This is a genomic window from Pseudoduganella sp. SL102 (assembly GCF_027856995.1).
Lineage (GTDB): Bacteria > Pseudomonadota > Gammaproteobacteria > Burkholderiales > Burkholderiaceae_D > Rugamonas > Rugamonas albidiflava.
In genome coordinates this window covers 4,074,118-4,099,040 of sequence record NZ_CP115554.1, presented here as the reverse complement: position 1 = coordinate 4,099,040, position 24,923 = coordinate 4,074,118, and the positions used below count along the sequence as shown (strand labels likewise).

Annotated in this window: 28 protein-coding genes; 20 read left to right on the top strand and 8 right to left on the bottom strand. The window is 66.0% G+C overall.

Annotated features, from left to right (window positions below; all coding sequences use genetic code 11):
• The first annotated feature begins 231 nt into the window (after nucleotides 1–231).
• The 8 genes from queE to hisC all read left to right on the top strand — a co-directional run bounded on the left by queE (nucleotide 232) and on the right by hisC (nucleotide 7,851).
• Nucleotides 232–867, top strand: coding sequence for a 7-carboxy-7-deazaguanine synthase (gene queE / locus OU994_RS17300; RefSeq protein WP_281606879.1), 636 nt, complete (start codon nucleotides 232–234; stop codon nucleotides 865–867).
• 12 nt (nucleotides 868–879) lie between these two features.
• Nucleotides 880–1,326 carry a 6-carboxytetrahydropterin synthase QueD gene (gene queD / locus OU994_RS17295; RefSeq protein ID WP_131145777.1) on the top strand — a complete coding sequence of 149 codons (447 nt, stop codon included), beginning with the start codon at nucleotides 880–882 and terminating at the stop codon, nucleotides 1,324–1,326.
• A complete protein-coding gene (tadA, locus tag OU994_RS17290; RefSeq protein ID WP_281606878.1) occupies nucleotides 1,319–1,897 on the top strand; it encodes a tRNA adenosine(34) deaminase TadA in 579 nt (192 codons plus the stop codon). Before queD ends, tadA begins: the two co-directional genes overlap by 8 nt.
• A 32-nt stretch (nucleotides 1,898–1,929) precedes the next feature.
• Nucleotides 1,930–2,847 carry a muramoyltetrapeptide carboxypeptidase gene (ldcA, locus tag OU994_RS17285; RefSeq protein WP_281606877.1) on the top strand — a complete coding sequence of 306 codons (918 nt, stop codon included), beginning with the start codon at nucleotides 1,930–1,932 and terminating at the stop codon, nucleotides 2,845–2,847.
• Between the two features lie 89 nt (nucleotides 2,848–2,936).
• Nucleotides 2,937–4,535, top strand: coding sequence for an ABC-F family ATPase (locus OU994_RS17280; RefSeq protein WP_131145779.1), 1,599 nt, complete (start codon nucleotides 2,937–2,939; stop codon nucleotides 4,533–4,535).
• Between the two features lie 185 nt (nucleotides 4,536–4,720).
• Nucleotides 4,721–5,875 (top strand): quinolinate synthase NadA, encoded by a 1,155-nt coding sequence (nadA, locus tag OU994_RS17275; RefSeq protein WP_281606876.1) that lies wholly within the window; start codon nucleotides 4,721–4,723, stop codon nucleotides 5,873–5,875.
• 10 nt (nucleotides 5,876–5,885) lie between these two features.
• Complete coding sequence (nadC, locus tag OU994_RS17270) at nucleotides 5,886–6,764, top strand: carboxylating nicotinate-nucleotide diphosphorylase (RefSeq protein ID WP_281606875.1); 879 nt, start codon at nucleotides 5,886–5,888, stop codon at nucleotides 6,762–6,764.
• 28 nt (nucleotides 6,765–6,792) lie between these two features.
• Nucleotides 6,793–7,851 carry a histidinol-phosphate transaminase gene (hisC, locus tag OU994_RS17265; RefSeq protein WP_281606874.1) on the top strand — a complete coding sequence of 353 codons (1,059 nt, stop codon included), beginning with the start codon at nucleotides 6,793–6,795 and terminating at the stop codon, nucleotides 7,849–7,851.
• A gap of 6 nt (nucleotides 7,852–7,857) precedes the next feature.
• On the opposite strand, the gene OU994_RS17260 is transcribed toward hisC, so the two are convergent.
• Both OU994_RS17260 and OU994_RS17255 read right to left on the bottom strand, forming a co-directional pair.
• Nucleotides 7,858–8,361 (bottom strand): GNAT family N-acetyltransferase, encoded by a 504-nt coding sequence (locus tag OU994_RS17260; RefSeq protein WP_281606873.1) that lies wholly within the window; start codon nucleotides 8,359–8,361, stop codon nucleotides 7,858–7,860.
• A 279-nt stretch (nucleotides 8,362–8,640) separates the two neighbouring features.
• Nucleotides 8,641–10,353: an MFS transporter gene (locus OU994_RS17255; RefSeq protein ID WP_281606872.1), complete on the bottom strand. Its 1,713-nt coding sequence runs from the start codon at nucleotides 10,351–10,353 to the stop codon at nucleotides 8,641–8,643.
• Between the two features lie 283 nt (nucleotides 10,354–10,636).
• Here OU994_RS17255 and OU994_RS17250 point away from each other — a divergent pair, with 283 nt between their 5' ends.
• The 4 genes from OU994_RS17250 to OU994_RS17235 are packed head-to-tail and all read left to right on the top strand — an operon-like array spanning nucleotide 10,637 to nucleotide 13,192.
• Entirely contained in the window at nucleotides 10,637–10,939 is a 303-nt protein-coding gene (locus OU994_RS17250) for a Dabb family protein (protein ID WP_281606871.1), read from the top strand.
• A 1-nt stretch (nucleotide 10,940) separates the two neighbouring features.
• Complete coding sequence (locus OU994_RS17245) at nucleotides 10,941–11,720, top strand: SDR family oxidoreductase (RefSeq protein WP_281606870.1); 780 nt, start codon at nucleotides 10,941–10,943, stop codon at nucleotides 11,718–11,720.
• 39 nt (nucleotides 11,721–11,759) lie between these two features.
• A complete protein-coding gene (locus OU994_RS17240) occupies nucleotides 11,760–12,755 on the top strand; it encodes an NADP-dependent oxidoreductase (RefSeq protein WP_281611659.1) in 996 nt (331 codons plus the stop codon).
• An 11-nt stretch (nucleotides 12,756–12,766) separates the two neighbouring features.
• The gene (locus OU994_RS17235) at nucleotides 12,767–13,192 is read left to right on the top strand and encodes a GNAT family N-acetyltransferase (RefSeq protein WP_281606869.1); all 426 of its coding nucleotides are present in this window, start codon (nucleotides 12,767–12,769) and stop codon (nucleotides 13,190–13,192) included.
• A 3-nt stretch (nucleotides 13,193–13,195) separates the two neighbouring features.
• Here OU994_RS17235 and OU994_RS17230 read toward each other — a convergent pair whose 3' ends face one another.
• Complete coding sequence (locus tag OU994_RS17230) at nucleotides 13,196–14,245, bottom strand: alpha/beta fold hydrolase (protein WP_281606868.1); 1,050 nt, start codon at nucleotides 14,243–14,245, stop codon at nucleotides 13,196–13,198.
• Between the two features lie 48 nt (nucleotides 14,246–14,293).
• Entirely contained in the window at nucleotides 14,294–15,031 is a 738-nt protein-coding gene (locus OU994_RS17225; protein WP_281606867.1) for a 3-oxoacyl-ACP reductase family protein, read from the bottom strand.
• A gap of 207 nt (nucleotides 15,032–15,238) precedes the next feature.
• Between OU994_RS17225 and OU994_RS17220 the strand changes: the two genes are divergently transcribed.
• Nucleotides 15,239–15,541: a hypothetical protein gene (locus OU994_RS17220; protein WP_281606866.1), complete on the top strand. Its 303-nt coding sequence runs from the start codon at nucleotides 15,239–15,241 to the stop codon at nucleotides 15,539–15,541.
• On the opposite strand, the gene OU994_RS17215 is transcribed toward OU994_RS17220, so the two are convergent.
• Nucleotides 15,538–16,464 (bottom strand): LysR family transcriptional regulator, encoded by a 927-nt coding sequence (locus OU994_RS17215; protein WP_281606865.1) that lies wholly within the window; start codon nucleotides 16,462–16,464, stop codon nucleotides 15,538–15,540. The genes OU994_RS17220 and OU994_RS17215 overlap by 4 nt on opposite strands.
• Before the next feature lie 105 nt (nucleotides 16,465–16,569).
• Between OU994_RS17215 and OU994_RS17210 the strand changes: the two genes are divergently transcribed.
• Complete coding sequence (locus tag OU994_RS17210; RefSeq protein ID WP_281606864.1) at nucleotides 16,570–17,577, top strand: zinc-binding alcohol dehydrogenase family protein; 1,008 nt, start codon at nucleotides 16,570–16,572, stop codon at nucleotides 17,575–17,577.
• A gap of 83 nt (nucleotides 17,578–17,660) precedes the next feature.
• Nucleotides 17,661–18,314, top strand: a complete 654-nt coding sequence (gene nfsB / locus OU994_RS17205; RefSeq protein ID WP_281606863.1) for an oxygen-insensitive NAD(P)H nitroreductase — start codon at nucleotides 17,661–17,663, stop codon at nucleotides 18,312–18,314.
• A 361-nt stretch (nucleotides 18,315–18,675) separates the two neighbouring features.
• Here nfsB and OU994_RS17200 read toward each other — a convergent pair whose 3' ends face one another.
• From OU994_RS17200 to OU994_RS17190, 3 genes are read right to left on the bottom strand one after another with little or no spacing between them, the layout of a single operon-like run.
• Nucleotides 18,676–19,500 carry an NRDE family protein gene (locus tag OU994_RS17200; RefSeq protein ID WP_281606862.1) on the bottom strand — a complete coding sequence of 275 codons (825 nt, stop codon included), beginning with the start codon at nucleotides 19,498–19,500 and terminating at the stop codon, nucleotides 18,676–18,678.
• A complete protein-coding gene (locus OU994_RS17195) occupies nucleotides 19,491–19,778 on the bottom strand; it encodes a DUF4936 family protein (RefSeq protein ID WP_281606861.1) in 288 nt (95 codons plus the stop codon). Before OU994_RS17195 ends, OU994_RS17200 begins: the two co-directional genes overlap by 10 nt.
• Before the next feature lie 13 nt (nucleotides 19,779–19,791).
• Entirely contained in the window at nucleotides 19,792–20,799 is a 1,008-nt protein-coding gene (locus OU994_RS17190) for a folate-binding protein YgfZ (protein ID WP_281606860.1), read from the bottom strand.
• A gap of 153 nt (nucleotides 20,800–20,952) precedes the next feature.
• On the opposite strand from OU994_RS17190, the gene mltG reads away from it, so the two are divergent.
• The 5 genes from mltG (at nucleotide 20,953) to OU994_RS17165 (ending at nucleotide 24,710) form a co-directional block, all read left to right on the top strand.
• The gene (gene mltG, locus OU994_RS17185) at nucleotides 20,953–21,945 is read left to right on the top strand and encodes an endolytic transglycosylase MltG (protein WP_281606859.1); all 993 of its coding nucleotides are present in this window, start codon (nucleotides 20,953–20,955) and stop codon (nucleotides 21,943–21,945) included.
• Between the two features lie 71 nt (nucleotides 21,946–22,016).
• A complete protein-coding gene (gene tmk, locus OU994_RS17180) occupies nucleotides 22,017–22,661 on the top strand; it encodes a dTMP kinase (RefSeq protein WP_281611658.1) in 645 nt (214 codons plus the stop codon).
• Nucleotides 22,662–22,663: 2 nt separating this feature from the next.
• The gene (locus OU994_RS17175; RefSeq protein WP_281606858.1) at nucleotides 22,664–23,689 is read left to right on the top strand and encodes a DNA polymerase III subunit delta'; all 1,026 of its coding nucleotides are present in this window, start codon (nucleotides 22,664–22,666) and stop codon (nucleotides 23,687–23,689) included.
• 89 nt (nucleotides 23,690–23,778) lie between these two features.
• The gene (locus OU994_RS17170; protein ID WP_281606857.1) at nucleotides 23,779–24,168 is read left to right on the top strand and encodes a PilZ domain-containing protein; all 390 of its coding nucleotides are present in this window, start codon (nucleotides 23,779–23,781) and stop codon (nucleotides 24,166–24,168) included.
• Between the two features lie 26 nt (nucleotides 24,169–24,194).
• Nucleotides 24,195–24,710, top strand: coding sequence for a GNAT family N-acetyltransferase (locus OU994_RS17165; protein ID WP_281606856.1), 516 nt, complete (start codon nucleotides 24,195–24,197; stop codon nucleotides 24,708–24,710).
• The last annotated feature ends 213 nt before the right edge of the window (nucleotides 24,711–24,923 follow it).

The following is a 24,923-nucleotide window of genomic DNA, read 5'->3' as shown; positions in this document are numbered from 1 at the left end:
CGGAATACCGGCCCGGCCAGTCACCGGCCAGGCGACCCTGCTGCCACTGTCGCACCACCAGCCATCAGTTGCCCGGCCACGGTCGCTGTACCCCGCACAGCTGATGTTACTTAAAGACAACCATCAGTGGCCGCCACCGCCGGTCGCCGCGCTTTGGCATATAATCGAGGGTTCGCCATCCGGCCAAGCCCCGCCAGTCCGGCCGGCCAGGCCGGCCCACCAGGATTCATCGTGACTTACAGTATCAAAGAGATTTTCTATACGCTGCAGGGCGAGGGCGCCCACGCCGGCCGGCCGGCCGTGTTTTGCCGCTTTGCCGGCTGCAACCTGTGGACCGGCCGCGAAAGCGATCGCGCCAGCGCCACCTGCCAGTTCTGCGACACGGACTTCGTCGGCACGGACGGCGAACGGGGCGGCAAGTTCGCCACGCCGCAGGCATTGGCCGAGGTGATCGACAGCCTGTGGCCCGACACCTATCCCGCCAGCAAGTACGTCGTCTTCACCGGCGGCGAACCGCTGCTCCAACTCGATGCACCGCTGATCGACGCCATGCATGCGGCCGGCTTCACGATCGCCATCGAAACCAACGGCACGGTTGCCGTCCCGCCCGGCATCGACTGGGTCTGCGTCAGCCCGAAAGTGGGCGCGCAGCTCGTCGTTGCGAAAGGCAACGAACTGAAGGTGGTGATCCCGCAAGCCAGCCAGGACTTGCGCGACTACGAGCACCTGGACTTCGACAACTTCTTCGTGCAGCCGATGGATGGCCCGCTGGCGGCCTTCAACACCACGCTGGCGATCGAGACATGCAAGCGGCATCCGAAATGGAACCTGTCACTGCAGACCCACAAACTCCTGAACATTCCCTGAATTGCTCCTCCCATGTTGACCATTACCCGCAAGCTGGAATTCGATGCCGGCCACCGCATTCCCGACCACAAGAGCCAGTGCCGCAACCTGCACGGGCACCGCTACACGCTGGAGATCACGCTGACCGGCGAAGTGATCGCGGCCGAAGGCAATTCCGACAACGGCATGATCATGGACTTTTCCGACGTGAAGGCGCTGGCCAAGGAGCACCTGGTCGACGTCTGGGACCATGCTTTCCTGGTCTACGAGAAGGATAGCGCCGTGAAGGAATTCCTGGCGTCGCTGCCAGGCCACAAGACCGTCGTCATCGACCGCATCCCCACCGTGGAAAACCTGGCCGCCGTGGCCTTCGGCATCCTGAAGGCGGCCTACAAGGACCGCTACGGCACCGGCCTGAAGCTGCACAAGCTGGTGCTGCACGAAACCCCGAACTGCTGGGCCGAGATCACCGATGCCTGAGGCAGGGGCGGGCGACGGCTGCACCGCCGGCAGCGGCGGGCAATCGTTCATGCGCGAAGCGCTGGCCGAGGCGCAGCGCGCCTGGGACCTGGGCGAAGTCCCGGTGGGCGCGGTCGTCGTCAAGGACGGCATCGTCATCGCGCGCGGCTTCAACCAGCCGATCGCCGGCCATGATCCCACCGCGCACGCGGAAATCGTCGCCATGCGCGCCGCCGCCCGGGTCCTGGGCAACTACCGGCTGCCCGGCTGCGAACTGTACGTGACTCTGGAGCCTTGCGTGATGTGTTCCGGCGCGATGATGCACGCGCGGCTGGCGAAGGTGGTGTACGGCGCGCGCGACCCGAAGACCGGCGCGGCCGGCTCCGTCGTCGACCTGTTCGCGTCGGAACAGCTGAACCACCATACGGCGGCCGTCGGCGGCGTGCTCGACGAGGAATGCGGCAACCTGCTGAAGGCCTTCTTTGCCAGCCGCCGCGCCGCAGCCCGCGCCGCGCGGGTGGCAAGCCGGAATGAGGCCGAGCGGGCGGCGATCGTCGCCGCGCGTCTTGCTGGGGGCGGCACCGGCGAGTAAGATGGCCCCGCCTCTTATTCGCGGGATCCATCTTGAACCAAATCGCTATCGCCATCGTCGCCCCGAGCGGCAGTGCGCTGGACGATGACGCGCTGGCGCGCGGCATTGCCCGGCTCGAGCAGCAGGGCTGCACCGTCCATAACTATTACCAGCCGGCGGACAAGTACCAGCGCTTCGGCGGCACCGATGCCGGCCGGCTGGCGCAGCTGGAAGCGGCTGCCCGCGATCCGGACGTGCAGGTGGTCATGGCGCTGCGCGGCTCGTACGGGCTCTCGCGCATCCTGCCGCGCATCGATTTCCGGGCCATGGCCGACAGCGGCAAGCTGTTCGTCGGCTACAGCGATTTCACGGCATTCCACATGGGCCTGATGGCCGCCACCGGCCGAAAGAGCTTCGCCGGCCCGATGGTGTGCGCCGATCTCATCCGTGACGAACCGGTGGCGTACACTCTGGACCAGTTCAGCGCATGCCTGCGCGGCCCCACCCACGCCGTGAGCGGCAGCGCAACCGGCAACCCGGCCGTCGATGTCGAAGGGCGCCTGTGGGGCGGCAACCTGGCCATGCTGAACCACCTGCTCGGCACGCCATATTTCGCGCCCATCGCGGGCGGCATCGTGTTCATCGAAGACATCAACGAACACCCGTACCGCGTCGAGCGGATGGTGCTGCAGCTGCTGTACGCGGGCGCGCTGGATGGCCAGCGTGCGCTGGTGCTGGGCGATTTTTCCGGTTACCGGCTGGCCCCCTTCGACAACGGCTACGACTTCGACGCCATGCTGGCCTACCTGCGCGCAACGCTGCCGATCCCCGTGCTCACCGGGCTGCCGTTCGGGCACGTGAAGCACCACTGCACGCTGCCATATGGCGGCCTGGCGCGCCTGGCATCGGATGCCGAGGGCTTCGTTCTCACCGTCAGCGACTACCCGACGCTGGCCCAGCCGTACCTGTGACAGCCGGCGCCGCCTGCCCCGTGCCAGGCCGGCAATGGAAATGATAAAATGCGCGGTTCATCGAAACACATCTACGCAAGGGCTCATCAGTGCTATCCACCGCAAACATCACCATGCAATTCGGCGCCAAGCCGCTGTTCGAGAATATCTCCGTCAAGTTCGGCGACGGCAACCGCTACGGCCTGATCGGCGCCAACGGCTGCGGCAAGTCCACCTTCATGAAGATCCTCGGCGGCGACCTGGAGCCGTCGGCCGGCAACGTCATGCTCGATGTGAATGAACGCCTGGGCAAGCTGCGCCAGGACCAGTTCGCGTACGAGGAAATGCGCGTGCTGGACGTGGTCATGATGGGCCACACCGAGATGTGGGCCGCGATGCAGGAGCGCGACGCGATCTATGCCAATCCGGAAGCCACCGACGACGACTACATGAAGGCCGCCGACCTGGAAGGCAAGGTCGCCGAATACGACGGCTACACGGCCGAAGCGCGCGCCGGCGAACTGCTGCTGGGCGCCGGTGTCGAGATCGAGCTGCACCAGGGTCCGATGAGCGCCGTGGCGCCGGGCTGGAAACTGCGCGTGCTGCTGGCGCAGGCGCTGTTCTCGAACCCGGATATCCTGCTGCTCGACGAACCGACCAACAACCTGGACATCAACACCATCCGCTGGCTCGAGGATGTGCTGAACCAGCGCAACTCGACGATGATCATCATCTCGCACGATCGCCACTTCCTGAACCAGGTGTGCACGCACGTGGCCGACATGGATTACGGCACGCTGAAGATCTATCCGGGCAACTACGACGACTACATGCTTGCTTCCACGCAGGCGCGCAACCAGCAGCTGGCCAACAACGCCAAGGCCAAGGAAAAGGTCGCCGAACTGCAGGACTTCGTGCGCCGCTTCTCGGCCAACAAGTCGAAGGCGCGCCAGGCCACGTCGCGCGCCAAGATGATCGACAAGATCAAGGTGGAAGACATCAAGCCTTCCTCGCGCGCCTATCCGTTCGTGCGTTTCGAGGGCGAGAAGAAGCTGCACCGCCTGGCCGTGGAAGTCGAGAACATCTCGAAAACCTACGACAAGACCCTGTTCAAGAACTTCTCGATCATGGTCGAGGCAGGCGAGCGCATCGCCATCATCGGCGCGAACGGCGCCGGCAAGACCACGATGCTGCGCTGTATCGCCGGCGAACTGGCCAGCCTGCAGCCCGACACCGGTTTCGTGAAATGGGCCGAGAACGCCAATGTCGGCTACATGCCGCAGGATCCGACCGAGGAATTCGCCACCGACGCCAACCTGACCGACTGGATGGGCCGCTGGACGAAAGAGGGCGATGACGACCAGGCCGTGCGCTCCATCCTCGGCCGCCTGCTGTTCGGCGGCGACGAAGTGAAGAAGTCGGTGCGCGTGCTGTCCGGCGGTGAAAAGGGCCGCATGATGTACGGCAAGCTGATGCTGGGCCGCCACAACGTGCTGCTGCTCGACGAGCCGACCAACCACATGGACATGGAATCGATCGAATCGCTGAACATCGCGCTCGACAAATATGCCGGCACCCTGATCTTCGTGTCGCACGACCGTGAATTCGTGTCGTCGCTGGCCAACCGCGTCATCGAGATCAAGGAAAACGAAGTGGTCGACTTCCGCGGCAACTACGAGGAATACCTCACCAGCCAAGGCATCAGCTGAGGGGACCTCGATAAAGCTATTGCGCGACGCCATACGCTGGTCTCCGGTACTCACCGTACTAAAGTACGGTTCCGTTCCTCAACCAGGTATGACGCCGCTCATTACGCTTTCTCGAGGCCCCGAGACGTTCCGGGATCATTGCCGTTCCGTAGCGTTACCGGATTATTTTGCTAAAAATTTGAGCGATGAACAGCGTAGCCATACCAATCAAAACCGTCGAATACGAAAAGCCGCTGCTGGAGCAGAACGAACAGGGCGGCAGCTGCGTGGCCCATGCCTGGGCGCGCACGCCGGCACCGGTGCCGGCGGACGAGAAGATCCTGCTGAAAGAGCGCATCCGCACGCTGCTGCGCGAGCGCAATGCCGTGCTGGTGGCCCACTACTACGTCGATGCCGACCTGCAGGACCTGGCCGAGGAGACCGGCGGCTGCGTGTCCGATTCGCTGGAGATGGCGCGCTTCGGCCGCGACCATCCGGCGCGGACGCTGGTGGTGGCCGGCGTGAAATTCATGGGCGAGACGGCGAAGATCCTGTCGCCTGAAAAAACCATCCTGATGCCGGACCTGGACGCGACCTGCTCGCTGGACCTGGGCTGCGATCCGGACGAATTCGCCGCGTTCTGCGACCAGCATCCGGACCGCACCGTGGTCGTGTATGCCAACACCAGCGCCGCCGTGAAAGCGCGCGCCGACTGGATGGTCACCTCGTCGATCGGGCTGGACATCGTCCAGCACCTGCACGCGCAGGGCAAGAAGATCCTGTGGGCGCCGGACAAACACCTGGGCTCGTACATCCAGAAGCAGACCGGCGCCGACATGCTGCTGTGGCAGGGTTCCTGCCTGGTGCACGACGAATTCAAGGGCGTCGAGCTGGACTTGCTGAAGGCCGAGCACCCGGATGCGAAAGTCCTGGTGCACCCGGAATCGCCGGCCAATGTGGTCGACCAGGCCGACGTGATCGGTTCCACGTCGCAGCTGATCGCGGCCGCCGTCAGCCTGCCGGCCACCAAGTTCATCGTCGCCACTGACAACGGCATCCTGCACAAGATGCGCCTGGCCGCGCCCAACAAGATCTTCATCGAAGCGCCGACCGCCGGCAACAGCGCCACGTGCAAGAGCTGCGCGCATTGCCCGTGGATGGCCATGAACGGCTTGCGCAACCTGGCCGACGTGCTGGAGAACCTGTCGAACGAAATCCACGTGGATCCGGCCGTGGGCGAGCAGGCCAAGGTATCGATCAACCGCATGCTCGATTTCGCCGCGGCGAAGAAGGCCAGGGTGGCGCCGGGCGCCGATCTTGCACAAGAAGCCAAACTGTTTTCGGGAATCGGACCTGCATGAGTATTTCATTATGAGCACATTGGTAAATCGTTTCGCGCCGTTCGACGCCGCGCTGACCCGCGCCTTCGAGGGCAACCTGCTGGCCGCGCTGCTGGAAGATGTGGGCACCGGCGACCTGACCGGCAAGCTGGTCCCTGAGGCCAGCCGCGCCGTGGCCCGCGTGATCGTCCGCGAGGATGCCGTGCTGTGCGGCGCCCCCTGGTTCGAAGGCATCATGCATGCGCTGGATTCGGCGATCGGCATCGAGTGGCATTACGCCGAGGGTGAGCAGATGAAGGCCGATTCACCGGTGTGCACGCTGGTCGGCCCATCGCGCGCGCTCCTCACCGCCGAGCGCTCGGCGCTGAACTTCCTGCAACTGCTGTCGGGCGTCGCCACGGCCACGCGCCGCTATGTCGATGCGATCGCCGGCACGCACGCCGCCATCCTCGATACCCGCAAGACGCTGCCGGGCCTGCGCCTGGCGCAGAAATATGCGGTGCGCGTCGGCGGCGGCCAGAACCAGCGCCTGGCCCTGTACGACGGCATCCTGATCAAGGAAAACCATATCGCGGCGGCGGGCGGCATCACCGCCGCGCTGGTGGCCGCGAAGAGCGCGGGCGGCAACGTGTCGATCCAGGTCGAAGTGGAAAATCTCGTCGAGCTGGAAGAGGCGCTCACCGCCGGCGCCACCTCGATCCTGCTGGATAACTTCGATCTCGCCTTGATGCGCGAAGCGGTGCAGGTCAACCGCGGCCGCGCCTTGCTGGAAGCGTCTGGCGGCGTCAATTTCGACACGGTACGGGCAATCGCCGAAACGGGCGTGCACCGGATCTCGATCGGCGCGCTCACCAAGGATGTCAGGGCCACCGATTATTCGCTGCGCATCGTCGGCGATGCCGCGGGGTGAGCATGTCGAAAAATCTGAAAGGACGTGAATGAGCCGGTTCTGGAGTGACGCCGTCCATCGCCTGAGCCCGTACACGCCGGGCGAACAGGTGCAGATGCCCGGCCTGGTCAAGCTCAATACCAATGAGAACCCGTATGGTCCATCGCCGCGCGCGTTGGACGCCATGCGCGAAGCGGCCAGTGCCCAGTTGCGCAAGTATCCCGATCCGAACGGTACCGCGCTGAAGGATGCGCTGGCGGCCAGCCACGGGCTGCGCCGCGAGCAGGTCTTCGTCGGCAACAGCTCGGACGAGGTGCTGGCCCATGTATTCCAGGGTCTGCTCAAGCACGAGTTGCCGCTGCTGTCGCCGGACATCAGCTACAGCTTCTATCCGACCTACTGCAAGCTGTATGGCATCGCCCAGCGCACCGTGCCGTTGAACGAGCGCTTCGAAATCGATGTCGCCGATTATGAGCAACCGTGCGGCGCCATCATCCTGGCCAATCCGAACGCTCCGACCGGCCATGCGCTGCCGCTGGCCGATATCGAACGGCTGCTGGCCATGCATCCGGATCGCGTGGTGGTCGTCGACGAAGCCTACGTGGACTTCGGGGCGCAGAGCGCTGCCACGCTGATCGACCGCTATGACAACCTGCTGGTGGTGCAGACGTTCTCGAAATCGCGCTCGCTGGCCGGCCTGCGGGTCGGCTTCGCGCTGGGCCACGCCGACCTCGTCGCCGGGCTGGAACGGGTGAAAAACAGTTTCAACTGCTATCCGCTCAGCCAGATGGCCCTGGCAGGCGCCGTTGCCGCCGTCGAGGACACGGACTATTTCGAACAGACGCGCGCCGCCATCATCGCCAGCCGCGAGCGCCTGTCGACCGCGCTTGACGGACTCGGGTTCGACGTCCTGCCATCGCTGGCCAACTTCGTGTTCGCCCGCCATCCGCGCCATGACGCCGCGGCACTGGCGGCCGCGCTGCGCGAGCGGGCCATCCTGGTGCGCCATTTCCGGCAAGCCCGCATCGACCAATTCCTGCGCATCTCGATCGGCACCGACGCCGAGTGCGACAAGCTGGTCGCCGCCTTGCGCGAACTGGTGGCCTGACCCGCCTCAGGCCAGGAGCAGGCGCATGGCCTGCTCCTGCAGTCCATCCCGGTTCGCCATCGGGACCGGCGCTCCCGTTTCGTTAAAACCCATCCGCTTGTACAGGCGAACGGCCGGCGTATCGCCCGCGGTGACCTCGAGCGCCACCGCCGCCGCACCCCGTTCGCGTGCCCAGCCGATCGCCCGCGCCAGCAGCGCCTGCGCAATGCCGCGCCCGCGATGCTCCGGCGCCACCCACACCTGGTACAGCGTGGCGGTGTCGCCCTCCATGTTCAGCCACGCCAGCCCGGCCGGCTGCTTGCCCACCTCGGCCAGCAGCGGCAGGTGCCGCGCCGATGCCACCGTCTGCGCCAGCAAGGCCTGCCACGTCTCGTCCGCGCGCGCCTGAGCATCGGCCAGCGTCGCCGCGAACGCATCCGGCGAATCGGCCAGCGCCCGCAGGCGCAGCGCCCGCCATGCCGGCCACTCGGCGGCCGTGAAGGGGCGGATCGTGCAGGAGGGTTCGGTCATGGGCTTTGATTGTCGAGTTCTCGGAAACCCATTGTAGCGGCCGGGTCACAGCTGTTGCCAAAAAATCGGGGACAGTCGCTCATGTTATTAAGTTAAGCGCTATCCGACACATTGGGAGTGCATGCATTCACCCCAACAGCGAAGGGCTGGGGTCAGACCGGGCGGGTCTGACCCCGGAATTTGCATCTGGGTTGGCTTGTCCCGGTGTCGCTCCGCGACCAGCACGGCAGTAAAAAGGCCACCCGAAGGTGGCCTTGCGTTCGGTCGAGGCGCCTGGAATCAGTCGGCGTCGGCGGCGTAGATGTCGCGGTCCTTGGTTTCACGCACGAACAGTGCGCCGATCACGAACGTGACGAGGGCCACCACGATCGGGTACCACAGGCCGTAATAGATGTCGCCCTTGAACGCCACCAGGGCGAACACCGTGGTCGGCAACAGGCCGCCGAACCAGCCGTTGCCGATGTGGTAGGGCAGGGACATCGACGTGTACCGGATCTTGGTCGGGAACATCTCCACCAGCATCGCGGCGATCGGGCCATACACCATCGTCACGTACAGCACGAGGATGAACAGCAGCAGCACCATCATCGGCTTGTTGATCCGCTCGGGATCGGCCTTGGCCGGGTAGCCGGCCTCGCGGATCGCGGTGGTGACCTGCGCCTTGAAGGCGGTTTCCTGCGCCTTGCTGGCCGCATCGAAGTTCAGGTTATCCGCGGTCATGGCGGCGTTGAACGAGGTCAGTTCCTTGTCGCCCACCTTGATCATGGCGACCGTGCCGGCCGGTGCATCCTGGCGCGTGTAGTTCACCGAGGAAGCCGACAGCACGCTCGTCGCGATATCGCAAGACGACGGGAATTTCTTCGTGCCGGTCGGGTTGAACAGGAAGTGGCAGGAGGCCGGATCGGCCACCACCACCACCGGCGCGTTGGTCTGCGCGGTTTCCAGTTGGGGATTGCCGTAGTGCGTCAGCGCCTTGAAGATCGGGAAGTACGTCAGCGCGGCGATCAGGCAGCCGCCCATGATGATCCACTTCCGGCCGATGCGGTCCGACAGCACGCCGAAGATCACGAAGAACGGCGTGGCCAGCAGGAGCGCCACCGCGATCAGGATATTGGCCGTGGCCGATTCGATCATCAGCGTCTTTTCCATGAAGAACAGCGCGTAGAACTGCCCCGTGTACCACACCACGGCCTGGCCCATCGTCAGGCCGACCAGCGCCAGGATGACGATCTTGAGGTTCTTCCACTGGCCGAATGCTTCCGACAGCGGCGCCTTCGAGGTCTTGCCTTCCGCCTTCATCTTGGCGAACGCCGGGGACTCCTGCATGGCCATCCGGATCCATACCGAGATACCCAGCAGCAGCACGGAGACCAGGAATGGAATGCGCCAGCCCCAGGCCTGGAATTCTTCCTCGCCGACGGCCGTGCGGGTGGCCAGGATCACCAGCAGCGACAGGAACAAGCCCATCGTGGCGGTGGTCTGGATCCACGACGTGAACAGGCCGCGCTTGCCCTCCGGCGCGTGCTCGGCCACGTAGGTGGCGGCGCCGCCGTACTCGCCGCCCAGCGCCAGCCCTTGCAGGATGCGCAGCGTGACGAGGATGATCGGCGCGGCGATGCCGATCGAGGCATGGCCCGGCAGCAGGCCGACGATGAACGTGGACAGGCCCATCAGCAGGATCGTGATCAGGAACGTGTACTTGCGGCCGATCATGTCGCCCAGGCGGCCGAACACGACGGCACCGAACGGGCGGACGATGAAACCGGCGGCAAAGGCCAGCAGCGCGAAGATGAAGGTGGTGGTGGGATCGCCGATGAAGAATTGCTTGGCGATGATCGATGCGAGCGAACCGTACAGGTAAAAGTCGTACCACTCGAATACGGTCCCGAGCGAAGAAGCAAAGATGACTTTTTTCTCCTCCTTGGTCATCGCCGTCGACTTGCCCTTGCCCCCAAGGTTCCGCGGATCCGCGGTGCCAGATGTGCTAGCCATGATAGTAGTCTCCAGTTTATCGGTTGTGCCGTCCGGGTAAATTCCGGTTATTTTGGCCAGGCCAGTGTGGGCGCCGAAACTTACGCGATTCTTTCATGAAACTTACGTGAAACTTACAAGGCGCCATCCGCTGCGCGCCGCAGCCGGTATCAGGTGGAGCCGGCAACGCCAGCCCGCCGCGGTGGTCGGCTGCATCGGCTGGTCGCGCAGGCATGGAACCCTGCGCGAGCGGTGTGGTATCCTCCCGCGCTTATAGACTTAAGCAAACGACAAGGATGCAGGAATGATCAAGCACATCGTGATGTGGAAGCTGAAGGACGAGGCGGAAGGCGCCGACCGTGCCACCAACGCGCGCAAGATGAAGCAGTTGCTGGACGCCTGCATCGGCCTGGTGCCGGGCATGGGCACCTTCGAGGTGGTCTTGGCCCAGCCGGGTCTGGAAGCGACGTACGACGTGGTGCTGTACTCCGAGTTCGCCGACAAGGCCGCGCTGGATGCCTACCTGGACCATCCGCAGCACGTGGCGCTGAAACCGTTCATCGGCGCCGTGCGCGAGGCGCGCCAGTGCATGGACTACGAGGTGTGACGTGACCGCCGTGCGCGAGCTCTTCAGCCTGCACGGCAAGACCGCCCTGGTCACTGGCGGCTCGCGCGGGCTGGGTTTGCAGATGGCGATGGCGCTGGGCGAACAGGGCGCCACCGTGGTGATCGCCTCGCGCCGGCAGGCCGGGCTCGACGAAGCACTGGCCACGCTGGCGGCCCAGGGCATCGTGGCGCACGCCGTGGTGGCCGACCTTGCGGACCCGGCCGCGGCGGACGCCCTGGCACTGGCGGCGCTGGACCGGCTCGGCCACGTCGACATCCTCGTCAACAATGCCGGCGCCAGCTGGGCCGCGCCAGCCGAGGACACGCCGCCCGAGGCGTGGGACCGCGTGATGAACCTGAACGTGCGCGGCGTGTTCCTGCTCACGCAAGCCATCGGCCGCCGTTCGATGATCCCGCGCCGCGCGGGCAGCATCATCAATGTCGCCTCGATCGCCGGCCTGGCCGGCAACCCGCCCGGCACCATGAAGACGCTGGCCTACAACACATCCAAGGGTGCGATCGTGAACTTCACGCGCACGCTGGCGGGCGAGTGGGGCGCCTACGGCATCAATGTCAACGCCATCGCGCCGGGCTTTTTCCCGTCGAAGATGACGCGTGGACTGCTGGACGAGATGGGCGGGCGGCTGGCCGCCGAGGCCCCGCTGGGCCGGCTGGGCGGCGATGACGACCTGAAGGGGGCCGTCGTGCTGTTCGCCTCGGCGGCGGGGCGGCACATCACCGGCCAGGTACTGGCCATCGACGGCGGCGTTTCCGCCGTCTGAAGACAACGAATGCAGACGAAACAAAGGTTCAAGAAGCAGATGACGACGTATCAAAGGATCGTGCTGGCGGCCCGTCCGCAGGGTGAAGTGACGCCGGAACACTTCCGGCTCGAGACCGTGCCGGTCCCCGAACTCGCGGCCGGGCAACTGCTGGTCCGCAACCACTACCTGTCGCTGGATCCCTACATGCGGGGCCGCATGAGCGACGCGCGCAGCTACGCCGCGCCACAGCCGCTGGGCGAGACCATGATCGGCGGTACCGTCGGCGAAGTGGTCGCGTCGCGCCACCCGTCCTTTGCCGAAGGGGACTTCGTCGCCGCGATGGGTGGCTGGGCCGAACTGGCCGTGTCGGACGGCACCGGCTTGCGCAAGCTGGACACGGCCGCGGTGCCGCTGTCCGCCTACCTCGGCGCGGTCGGCATGCCGGGCATGACGGCGTGGTATGGCCTGAACCGCATCCTGGAGACGGCGCCCGGCCAGACCGTCTGCGTCTCTGCGGCCAGCGGCGCGGTGGGCAGCGCCGTCGGCCAGCTGGCGAAGCTGCGCGGCTGCCGCGCGGTCGGCATTGCCGGCGGGCCGGAAAAGTGCGGCTACGTCGTCGATGAACTGGGTTTCGATGCCTGCGTCGATTACCGCGCCGGCAACCTGCGCGCCGACCTGAAGGCCGCGGCGCCGGACGGCATCGACGGCATCTTCGAGAACGTGGGCGGCGAAGTCTTCGACGCGGCGCTGGCACGCACCAACCCGTTCGCCCGCGTCGCCCTGTGCGGCATGATCGCCGGCTATGACGGCGCGGACATCCCGATGCGCAATGTTCGCCTGCTGCTGGCGAACCGCATCACGCTGCGCGGCTTCATCGTCACCGAGCACCTCGATTGCTGGCCGGCCGGGCTGGCGGAGCTGGGCGCACTGGTGGCCGCCGGGCGGCTCAAGTACCGTGAAAGCGTGGCGCAAGGCCTGGCGTCGGCGCCGCAAGCCTTCATCGGCCTGCTCAAGGGCCGCAATTTCGGCAAACAACTGGTGAAACTGATGTGAACGAGGTGAGCATGAACTCCCATGAAATCCGTTACGGCGACTGGGCCACGCTCAGCGCCGACGCGCAGGTGATCCGCATCGCCGTCTTCGTGCAGGAACAGAACGTTCCCGCCGAACTGGAAATGGACGAGAAGGATGCCGTCTGCCTGCACGCCGTCGCGTACGACGCGGCCGGCACCCCGGTGGGCACCGGCCGCCTGCTGCCGGACGGCCATATCGGCCGCATGGCCGTCATGAAGGACGCGCGCGGCACCGGCATCGGCAGCGCGCTGCTGCGCGGCCTGATGGCGCATGCCCGCGAACGGGGCCACCCCGAGGTGGAGCTGTCCGCGCAAACCCATGCGGCCCCGTTCTACCGCGCGCACGGCTTCGAACAGGTGGGCGACGAGTTCCTCGAAGCGGGCATCGCCCACGTGGCGATGCGGCGCGCGTTCTGAGCGTCACACCAGCTTGCCCACATCCAGGATCGCCTGGGCGAAAGCGCGCGGCGCTTCCTGCGGCAGGTTGTGGCCGATGCCGCCGGCCAGGTGGCGATGCTGGTACTTGCCGGTGAATTTTCTCGCATAGGCCGCCGGGGAGGGATGTGGCGCGCCGTTCGCGTCGCCTTCCATCGTGATCGTCGGTACCGTCACGTCGGGGAACGCGGCCAGCTGGCGCTCCAGATTGTCGTAGCGGCGTTCGCCGGGCGCCAGCCCGAGCCGCCAGCGGTAGTTGCTGACGGAGATCGCCACATGGTCCGGGTTGTCGAGCGATGCCGCCGAACGGGCGAATGTCGCGTCATCGAACTTCCACTGCGGCGAAGCCAGCGCCCAGATCAGCCGGGCAAACGCATGGGTGTTTTCCCGGTACCCCAGCTCGCCGCGCGGCGTGGCGAAGTAATACTGGTACCACCATTGCAGCTCGGCCTGTGGCGCCAGCGGCTTGCGGTTGGCTTCCTGGCTGCCGATCAGGTAGCCGCTGACGGACACCAGTGCGTGGAAGCGCTGCGGCCACAGGGCAGCCAGCGTGGTGGCGATGCGTGCGCCCCAGTCGAAGCCGGCCACGATAGCCCGGTCGATCTTCAGCGCATCCATGAATGCCAGCGCATCGGCGGTGAAGCTGGCCTGCTGCCCGTTGCGCGGCGTGTCGGCGGCAAGGAAGCGCGTGGTGCCATAGCCGCGCAGGTGCGGGATGATGACGCGATAGCCGGCCGCCGCGAGGATCGGCGCTACGTCGATGAAGGCATGGATGTCGTACGGCCAGCCGTGGAACAGCACTACGGGATGGCCATCCGCGGGGCCGGTGTCGACGTAGCCGACGTCCAGTACCCCGGCGCGGACCTGGCGTAGACCGGTAAACGTATTGCTGGCAGGGGAAATGTCGTCCGCGCCGTGCGGTGCGGCGTACGGCGCTGCGGCCGCGCCGCCGATCAGGCCGGCCTGGCTGGCGGCGATGCCGAGGGCGGCGGTGTTCAGGAAATTGCGGCGCCGCTGGTTGAAAGTGTCTTGCATGGTGTGCTCCTTGTCGTTGCAATGATGTGTAGTAACTGATGTGGCGTGCTACAGCGACATGCCGCCATCGATCGTCAGGCTGGCACCAGTCATGTATCCCGCCTCGGGGCCGGTCAGGTAAGCCACCAGGCCGGCGACCTCGGCCGGCTGGCCAACACGTCTCAGCGGGATGCTTTCCTTGACCTCGCCGATCATCTCGGCCGTCATGTCCGTTTCGATCGGCCCCGGCTGGAGGTTGTTGATGGTGATGTCGCGCGGTGCGAGGTCGACGGCCAGCCCTTTGACCATGACCGCGACGGCGCCTTTCGTCATCGAATAGACACTGGAGCCCGGATGTCCGCTGCGCACCGCCGTGTTGCTGCCGATCGTCACGATCCGCCCGCCGGCCCGCATGTGCGGCAGCGCGGCCTGGATGGCGACGAATACGCCGCGCACGTTCACGTCGAGCATACGGTCAAGCGTATCGAGGCTGAACGCGGCAATGTCGGCTATGTGCAGGATGCCGGCGTTGACAACGACGATATCGATGGCGCCGAAACGCGCGACCGTGCGTGCGACGGCGTCCGTCAATGCATCGGCATTGGCGCTGTCGGCCCTGATCGCGAGTGCCTGCACACCATGCGCTTCGATGGCGCCGGCGACCTCCGAGGCTTTCGATGCGGCCGCCGCATAGGTGAGCGCGACATTGGCGCCGTCGCGCGCCAGGCGGGTGGCGATGGCGGCGCCAATGCCGCGCGAGCCGCCGAAGACAAGCGCGGTTCTAGGTTGGGTCGAGCTGGAATGCATGTTGGTCCTTTCTGGTGGAAGACGTTGTCGATGCAACGGTTCCATTACAGCGCCGCAATGTATCCATGCAATGTCGCGTTCGGCCGTTTATGCAAGCGGGTGTGTCTCTCAGTGGCTCGGGTACGTTGAGATACAAATCCGCCGGGCATCCGTGCGCCCATCCTGTTCCGACGCTGCGACGATGGCGGCGTCCGGAGAAGGGAGAAAATGATGGATGTGCTGCAGGAACGACTGCTGGCCGAACTGCGGCGTTATGCCGCCAACCGGCTGAAGGACGTGGCGCGAGGTGCCGAAACGCGCGAACTGGCGGGCTTGCTGGTGGAAAAATACGGCTACGGGCTGGCCAAGGCGCTGGCCATCGCCCGCGAGCTGGCGGGCGAACCGGGCCTGGACCTGGGCCGCGAAATCGAACGTGTCGTGCTCGAGGTGGACCCCGAGGCGGTGGAGCACCGCAGCCGCCGCTGGGATGCCGCGCCGGCCGGGCTGTCGCTGCCGCCGCGCCGGGCCTAGCCGCGCGCGCCCGGCGGCGGCAACATCCCGATTTCTGTGCAGCGCTCCGCCAGCAGCGCGTGCAGTTGCCGCACGGCCGGTGAGAACTGGCGGCGGTGCGGGCAGATCAGCTGCAGCGGCGCCGCCTCGCCCGGCTGCCCAGGCAGCACCACGGCCAGCCGGCCGGCCTGCACGTCGCCGCTCACGTCGAGCCACGACTTGTAGGCGATGCCTTCGCCGGCGATCGCCCAGCGGCGCACCACGTCGGCATCGTCGCTGGCCAGCGGGCCTTTCACCTGCACGGTGCGGCGGCCCTTGTCCAGCGGGAAGCCCCACTTGTCGTAGAGCCGCCCGCCCATGTGCCAGAGCAGGCAGGAATGCCGCGGCAGCTCGTCCAGCGTTTGCGGCGTGCCGCATTGCTCGAGATAGCCCGGCGCGGCCACCAGCACGCGCCGGTTGTCCGGTGCGACGGGCAGCGCCACGAAGCTGGCATCCTGCACGGTGCCGTAGCGGAGCGCGATGTCGACCGGGTCGCGGAACACGTCCGTCACCTGGTCGGAAAACTGTACACGCAGCTCCAGCTTCGGATGCCGGCGCCTGAACGCCGTCAGCCACGGCAGCAGCACGTTGCGGCCGAAGTCCGATGGCGCGGCGATCTGCAGCGCGCCGGCCAGCGTGTCGGTGCCGCGGTGCAGCTCGTCGCGGCCACTGTGCAGCAGGTCGATCACTTCCCTGGCATAGGGGAGGTAGCGTTCGCCCTCGTCGGTCAGGCGCAGGCTGCGCGTGGAGCGGGCGAACAGACGGACATCGAGGTCGCGCTCGAGCCGCATGATGGCGGCGCTGACCTGGCCCGGCAGCAGGTTCGCTTCGCGCGCGGCCTTGGTGAAGCTGCCGCAGGCGGCGGTGCGGACGAACAGCGCGAGATCTTCGAAGCGGATGGCCATGCGATTTTCATTCGGCGAGAGAAAGTGCTACCCGATTATATGGCTTTTTGCGTTGCCACTCCCGCCATATGATGGTCCCCATTAACTCAACTGGAGTACCAGCACATGAAAGCAATCGTTTATACCCGCCATGGCTTGCCGATCGAGGGCCCGGAGTCGCTGGTCGAGATGGTTCTGCCGGACCCCGTGCCCGGTCCGCGCGACCTGCTGGTGCGGGTGCACGCGGTGTCCGTCAATCCGGTCGACACCAAGGTGCGCCGCGGTGCGGCCGTCGCGCAGCCCCGGGTGCTGGGCTGGGACGTGGCCGGTGTCGTCGAAGCGGTGGGCAGCGACGTCACCGCGTTCCGGCCGGGCGACGAGGTGTATTACGCCGGTTCGCTGACGCGGCCCGGCTCGTACAGCGAACTGCACCTGGTCGACGAGCGGATCGCCGGGCACAAGCCGGCGGCGCTGGGCTTTGCCGATGCCGCGGCATTGCCGCTGACGTCTCTCACGGCATGGGAGCTGCTGTTCGACCGGCTGAACGTGCCCGAGGGCGGCGGTGCCGGGCAAACGTTGCTGGTCATCGGCGCCGCGGGCGGGGTCGGTTCGATCCTGACGCAACTGGCCAGGAAGCTCACTGGACTCACCGTGATCGGCACCGCTTCCCGGCCGGAAACCGCCGGCTGGGTCAGTGAACTGGGCGCGCACCACGTGATCGACCATGCGCGGCCGATGCAGGCGCAGTTGCAGGCACTGGGCTTCAAGTATGCCGACATCGTCATCAGCCTGACGCACACCGACCAGCACTACGCCGACATCGTCGACGTCCTCGCGCCGCAAGGCCAGTTCGCGCTGATCGACGATCCGGCCACGCTCGATGCCATGCCGCTCAAGCGCAAGAGCATCTCGCTGCACTGGGAATTGATGTTCACCCGTTCGATGTTTGAAACGGCCGACATGGCGCGCCAGCGCGACATCCTCGACCGCGTGGCCGCGCTGGTCGACAGCGGCGAGCTGCGCACCACCGTCGGCGAACACATCGGCAAGATCGATGCGCCGAACCTGCGCCGCGCCCACGCCATCATCGAGAGCGGCAAGGCGCGCGGCAAGCTGGTGCTGGCCGGTTTCTGAACGCGCCGGTGCCGCGTTGCCGCCAGCGCGCGCGACGCGGTACCATGGCGCCCGTTTTTTATTCTTCAACAGGAAAGTCCCGAATGGATATCGTTGCCAAGGCGCGCCAGCGCTACACCGTGAAATCGTATGACCGCGAACGCAAGGTTCCGGCGGAAATCATCGACCAGCTGCGCGAGGTGCTGCGCCTCGCGCCGTCGTCGGTCAATTCGCAACCGTGGCACTTCGTCGTCGCCGCCACGCCGGAAGGCAAGGAGCGCATCGCCAGGGCCGCCGAGGCGGGCTTCCAGTACAACGCGGCGAAGATCCGCGACGCCTCCCACGTCATCGTGCTGGCCACCAAGGTGGCGCCGGACGAGGCGCAGCTCGCCGCCGTGCTGGAACAGGAAGCCAGCGACGGGCGCTTCGTCAACGACGCGGCGAAGTCGGCGCAGCATGCCGGCCGCATGTCGTACACCAACCTGCACCGGTTCACGCAGAAGGACGTCCCGTTCTGGTACGAAAAGCAGACCTACCTCGCGCTGGGCACGCTGCTGCAGGCCGCCGCGCTGCTCGACGTGGGCGCCACGCCGATGGAAGGCTTCAATGCCGAAGTGCTGGACAGGGAACTGGGCCTGCGCGACAAGGGCTTCACGGGCACCGTGATCGTCTCGCTGGGCTACAGCAGCGGCGAAGACTTCAACGCCAAACTGCCCAAATCGCGTCTGCCCGCCGAGCAGGTGTTTACCGACATCTGATGAGGCAGAAAAACCGGTGGCAAAAAACCGGTGACAGGCTCCAATTTCGTTCGAAACCGGTGACAGGCACCGCTCACCAAAAGCTTTCGAAATAATCGGAGCCTGTCACCGGTTTTCGGCGCTGGTCACCGTTCTTTCAAGATGGAGCTGGCCGCCTGCTGGCCAAGCAAGGGTACGTTCACATCAGGCGTCGTAGCGAACCTGTGGTGGACTTCGATGCAAAACCCGGGACAGGCTCCGATTTCGAGACGCTTTCGAGAGACCTTCCATAGGCTTTCGAGAGGCTTGCGAAGCTAATCCGAGGCTGTCACCGATTATGAAAAGCTTTCGAAAGTAATCGGAGCCTGTCACCGGTTTTCGATCAGCGGAACACCTGCTCGTGCAGCACGGCCGGGGCTTCGGCGTACAGCTTGACGAGGGTCGAGGTGCGGGTGCCGTAGTCGGGCGATTCGATCTTCACGGCCGACAGTTGCCGCTCGCGCTCCAGCGGAACGCCCGTGTCCGGCAAGCGCTGGTCGGGCGCGCGGGCGGTGTCGGCCAGCATCTCGAAATAGGCTTCTTCCGGCGCGCCCAGGCACAGCAGGCTGGCGAATTGCGCCTTGGTCTTGAGCACCTTCGGCCACGGCGAGTCGAGCAGCGCATTGGACAGGCCATACACCCCGGGGCCCAGCGGCAGCCCGTTGCGCGGGTCCGCCTCGCCGCGGTTGGAGAACCACACCAGTTCCTCGCCATCGCACAGCACCAGGTTGAAGCCGTTATAGGCGCCGGCCCCGGGGCGGATCTGCTCGACATAGTCGCGCGCGCTCATCGTCGCGGACAGGAAGTTCGACACCAGCATGCCGCGCGACGGCGCCTGCGGGTCGTGGTCGTGCGGCGCGCGGATGTTGGTGATCGCGGCAAAGCGCGACGGCGCCTTGCCATCGCTGTCGACCGGCGCGAAGCCGCCGTCGTGGCAGCGCGCGCGCAGCGGCGAGACGTTGGCGGCCCACTGGCAGTCCGGGCCATCCGGGCGCGTCACGCCCATCCAGCTGCCGCCGGCCTTGAGGTCGCGGCCGGCGATGACTTGCGGGTTTTCTTCCCACGGCCCGGCCGCGGCGCTGGCGCGGTCATAGTATTCGTCGCGGTTGGCGGCGGCGATCAGCGGCACGCCGGGTACCACGCGCCAGGCGAAAACGATCAGGCACATGAGGGGATATCCATGAAGAGTTCAGTATGTCGGGGACCCGCGATCAGCGTGTCCAGGCCGGCAGCGGCGACGGCTTGCGTCAACGCTGCCGTGAAACCAGGCGTGGTGGCGGGGTAGACTTCCATCCACGTCTGCACGCCGTCCGGGCTGTCCGGCCGGCGTTTCAGTTGCGGCGCCACGCCATGCGCGGCAGCCAGTTGCGCCTGTAGCGCGCGCACGCGCGGCAACAGTGCTTCCGCGTCGCCCGTGGCAACGCGGTAATAGACATACAGGTCCATCAGCACCGGTCCGTCACACTTCCAGCTTGTCCAGCACGTAGGGCAGCGGCTGGAACGCCAGCGCGGGGCCGTCCGCGACGCGGGCGCGCACCTCGCCTGCTTCCAGCGCATCGAGCTTCATCTCGACCAGCGCATCGACGCCGCCGCCGCCGTTGGGCGCCGCGTTGACGACCATGCCGCACGGCTGGCCCGGATCGGCCGGCGTGAAGACTTCCGTGCCGGATGCGATCGTGGCATCGTCGATCGTCACCAGCGCCGTGCGGCGTTTCAGCTTGCCCAGGTACTGGCTGCGCGCGACGACTTCCTGGCCCGGGTAGCAGCCCTTCTTGAAGTTCACGCCGCCCAGCAGCTCGAAGTTGATCATCTGCGGCACGAACTGTTCCTGCGTGGCGGCGGTGATCAGCGGCACGCCGGCATGGATATCCGACAGGCGCCACGCCGCGTTGCCACCGACGACCAGCCGGTCGGCCAGTTCCGGCGCCACGGTGGTGGCCGTTTCGGGCGTGGCCAGCCACAGGTAGCGGGGCGCGCCGAACGCATCGGCCACGCGCAGCAGCGTGCCCAGTGGATGGTCCAGCTTCGTGTACGGCGCAGCGGGCAGCGCGTCGAACCAGGTTTGCAGCACCGCTTCGGCCAGCGCGCCGCCCAGGCCCAGCGCCACGCGCTGTTCCGTCACGTCCACCGGCTTGGTCTTGGCGCGCAGCACGAACATCTGCAGCCGCTTCTGGATCGCCGGCTGGATGTCGCGCGCCAGTTGCAGGTAGACGGACTGCTCGTCCTTCCACATCAGGAAGCTTGCCAGCAGACGTCCCTTCGGCGAGCAATAGCCGGCCAGGCGCACTTCGCCGGCCCCCAGGTGCTCGACATCGTTGGTCAGCTGCGAGTGGAGGAACGCGGCCGTATCGTCGCCGCTGAAGGCGATCAGGCCAAGGTCGGTGACCGGGGCCACGAAGCCGGCGGCCAGCGCGGTGCGCGTGGGCGCTTCGGCGGGAGCTGCAAGGAGTTGATTCCAGTTGTTCATATTTTTAGATACTTTGGCTAGATATTGCCCACGAAGGCCCACTCAGTTGCCTGCGAAGGCATTATGATTACGGGCTCATTATAAAGATCCCGCGCCAAACGCGCCGGCCACCCCCAAAACGGGTCGCGCGGCCCCGCGCGGGGAGCATACGACATGGCATTCATAACAAAAACGCTGGCGCTCGGCGTGCTGGTCGCGGCGGCCGCGGCGGGCGGCTTCGCCTGGTGGTCGGAGCAGCCGATCGTTGGCGAGGGAGACAATATCCCGTTCACCATCAACAAGGGCAGCGGCGCCCACGCCGCCGGCCAGCAGATCGCCGAAGCGGGCGTGCCGATCCAGCCGCTCCTGTTCAACCTGCTGGCGCGCTTCACCGGCAAGAGCGGCAAGCTGAAGGCCGGTTCGTACGAACTCAAGCCGGGCACCACGCCGCTGCGGCTGATCGACCAGCTGGTGCGCGGCGAGTTCGCGCAGGAATCGCTGACGATCATCGAAGGCTGGACCTTCCGCCAGATGCGCCAGGCGATCGCCGCCCACAAGGGCCTCAAGCACGATACGGTGGGCCTGTCGGACACCCAGCTGATGGAAAAACTCGGTTCCGAGTACAAGCAGCCGGAAGGGCTGTTCTTCCCCGACACCTACCTGTTCGCCAAGGGCTCGTCGGAACTGCAGATCTACAAGCAGGCCCACACGGCGCTGCTGCAGCACCTCGATGCCGCGTGGGCGCAGCGCGCCGCCGACCTGCCGTATGCGGACAAGTACCAGGCGCTGACGATGGCCTCGATCGTCGAAAAGGAAACCGGGCAAAAGGCCGAGCGGGCGATGATCGCCGCGGTCTTCGTCAACCGCCTGAAGCTGGGCATGATGCTGCAGACCGACCCCACCGTCATCTACGGCCTGGGCGAGAAATTCGACGGCAATATCCGCAAGAAGGACCTGGAAACGGACACCCCGTACAATACCTACACGCGCAACGGCCTGCCGCCGACGCCGATCGCGCTGCCGGGCGTGCAATCGCTGGGTGCCGCGCTGGCGCCGGCCAGGACGACGGCATTGTATTTCGTCGCCCGCGGCAACGGCACGAGCCATTTTTCCGATAACCTGACCGATCACAACCGGGCGGTCAACCAGTACCAGCGCAAGCAATGAGTGGAAGGGCAATGGATGGGAAGTCTAAGAGCGGGGAGTCGATGAGCCAGGAGTTGATGAGCCAGGAGTCGATGAGCGGGGAGATCGTGAACCAGCATAACCCGGCGGCACGCGGCAAGTTCATCACGTTCGAGGGGATCGACGGTGCCGGCAAGTCCACGCACATCCAGTACGTGGGTGAGCTGATCCGTGCCCGCGGCGTGGAGCTGGTCAGTTCCCGCGAACCGGGCGGCACGCCGCTCGGCGAGAAGCTGCGCGAACTGGTGCTGCACGAAGCCATGCACCTGGAAACGGAAGCGCTGCTGGTCTTCGCCAGCCGCCGCGAACACATCGCCCAGGTGATCGAGCCGGCATTGGCGCGCGGCGCCTGGGTCATTTCCGACCGCTTCACCGACGCCAGCTTCGCCTACCAGGGCGGCGGCCGGGGACTGGAACTCGTCAAGCTCGACACGCTGGCCAACTGGGTGCACCCGGAACTGTGGCCGGACCTGACGATCCTGTTCGACGTACCGCTCGAGGTGGCGCGGGCCCGGCTCGACGCCACCCGCCAGCTCGACAGGTTCGAGCAGGAAAAGGCCGACTTCTTCCTGGCCGCGCGCAACGAGTACCTGCGCCGCGCCGCGCAGGAACCGCGGCGCTTCCGGGTGATCGATTCCACCCAGCCGATCGATGCGATCCGCGTACAGCTGGCGGCCATCGTCGCCGCACTGGAGTGACCATGGAAACGACTTCCGCGATCTATCCGTGGCAACGCGATGCGTGGCAGACCTTGCAGCAGGTGCGCCAGCGCCTGCCCCACGCGGTGCTGTTCCACGGCCCGGCCGGCATCGGCAAGGCCGACTTCATCGAGCATTTCGCCCAGTCGCTGCTGTGCGAGAACGTGCGCGCCGACGGACACCCGTGCAACGCGTGCGCGTCGTGCGGCTGGTTCGTCCAGCAAAGCCACCCGGATTTCCGGCGCATCCGACCCGAAGCACTCGAGGAGGATGGCGCGGGCGAGGGCGAGGAGGGCGAGGAAAAGAAGAAGAGCAAGGCGCCTTCCAAGGAAATCAAGATCGAGCAGGTGCGCTCGCTGGCCGATTTCATGAACATTTCCACGCACCGGCAAGGCTTGCGCGTGGTGGTGCTGTACCCGGCCGAGGCGCTGAACATGCCGGCCTCGAATGCGCTGCTGAAGACGCTGGAAGAACCGCCGCCGGGCACCGTGTTCCTGCTGTCGTCGAACAGCCTGGACCGCCTGCTGCCGACCATCCTGTCGCGCTGCCGCAAGTTCGCGCTGGCGATGCCGCCCCACGCCGAGGCGCTGGCCTGGCTGGAATCGCAGGGCGTGGCGCAGGCCGATGGCTGGCTGAGCGAGCAGGGCGGCGCACCGCTGGCCGCGCTGGCCCAGGCGGAAACCGGCAGCCGCGAGGACATGGACACGCTGCTGCAGTACCTGGCCCACCCGTCGGTCGAGAATGCGCTGCGCACGGCAGACAGAATGCAGAAGGTGCCGCTGACGTCCGTGGTGGCGTGGCAGCAGCGCTGGCTGTACGACCTGTTCTCGCTGAAGCTGTCCGGCCGGATCCGTTACTATCCCCGCTACCAGCGCGAGCTGAAGGGGCTGGCGGACCGGGTGCCGGTGTCCGGCCTGCTGGCGGCGATCAAGAGCACGGCCGAGCGGCGCGCCACGTCGGACCATCCGCTGTCGCCGAAGCTGTTCCTGGAAGACCTGCTGCTCGACTATACGTCGTGCTGCCGCTGACGATGCCTGACTGAAGATGCCGGACTGAAGATGCCTGAATGACGATGCATGAGTGACGATGGACCGATGCCGATGATGGACAAGTGCCGATGAGTACCGTACCTCCCGATCCGAATGCAGCCGGCAACGCCGGGCCGGCCACCCGGCCGGCCGTGCTGTCGCTGGCCATCAAGGAAAAGGCGGCCCTGTACGCGGCCTACATGCCCTTCCTGAAGAACGGCGGCATCTTCGTGCCCACCACGCGCAGCTACCGCATCGGCGACGAGATCTACCTGATCCTGTCGCTGATGGATGACCAGAACAAGTACCCGATCGCCGGCAAGGTCGTGTGGATCACGCCGGCGGGTGCCAACAACAACAAGGCGCAGGGCATCGGCGTCCATTTCCCGGACGACGAAGCGGGCCAGCGCACCCGCGCGCGCATCGAGGAAATCCTCGGCGCGGCCCTGCGCTCTTCGCGCGCCACCCATACACTGTAACCGCCGGCCTCCGGGTCTTTCGCCACATGTCTTTCCTACACCGTCTCGCCACTCTCGACGACCTGCCAGCCATCGTCGCCATCTACAACAGCACCATCGCGTCGCGCGAAGTCACCGCCGATACCGAACCGGTCTCCGTCGAGTCGCGCCTGAACTGGTTCCATGAACACCAGCCCGAGCGCCGCCCGCTGTGGGTCATCGAACGCGCCGGCGACGCCTCGGCGCACCCTGAGATCCTCGGCTGGATCTCGTATTCGAATTTTTATGGCCGCCCGGCCTATTCGGGCACGGCCGAGGTGTCGATCTACATCCACGAAGCGTGGCGCGGCAAGGGCATCGGCAAGTACGCCCTGAGCGAAGCGATCGCCTTCGCGCCGGAAGTGAAGGTCCATACCGTGCTCGGCTTCATCTTCGGCCACAACGGCGCCAGCCTGGCCCTGTTCCGCAAGTTCGGCTTCGAGGAATGGGCCCACTTCCCCCGCGTCGCCAACCTGGACGGCGTCGAACGCGACCTGATCATCCTGGGCAAGCGCGTCGCCTGAACCCGGCTGTTGCAGCGGTACCCGAAAACCGGTGACAGGCTCCGATTATCGGGAAACATTTCCTGGAAAACGGTGCCAATCACTAATGCGGTTAAGTTAGCGTTACCTGACACATTGGAAGCGCATGCATTCACCCCAGCCCTTCGCCGTTGGGGTGCGGCTTAACTTAACGGCATCAGCGCCTGTCACCGGTTTTCGTGGATCGGCTACAAT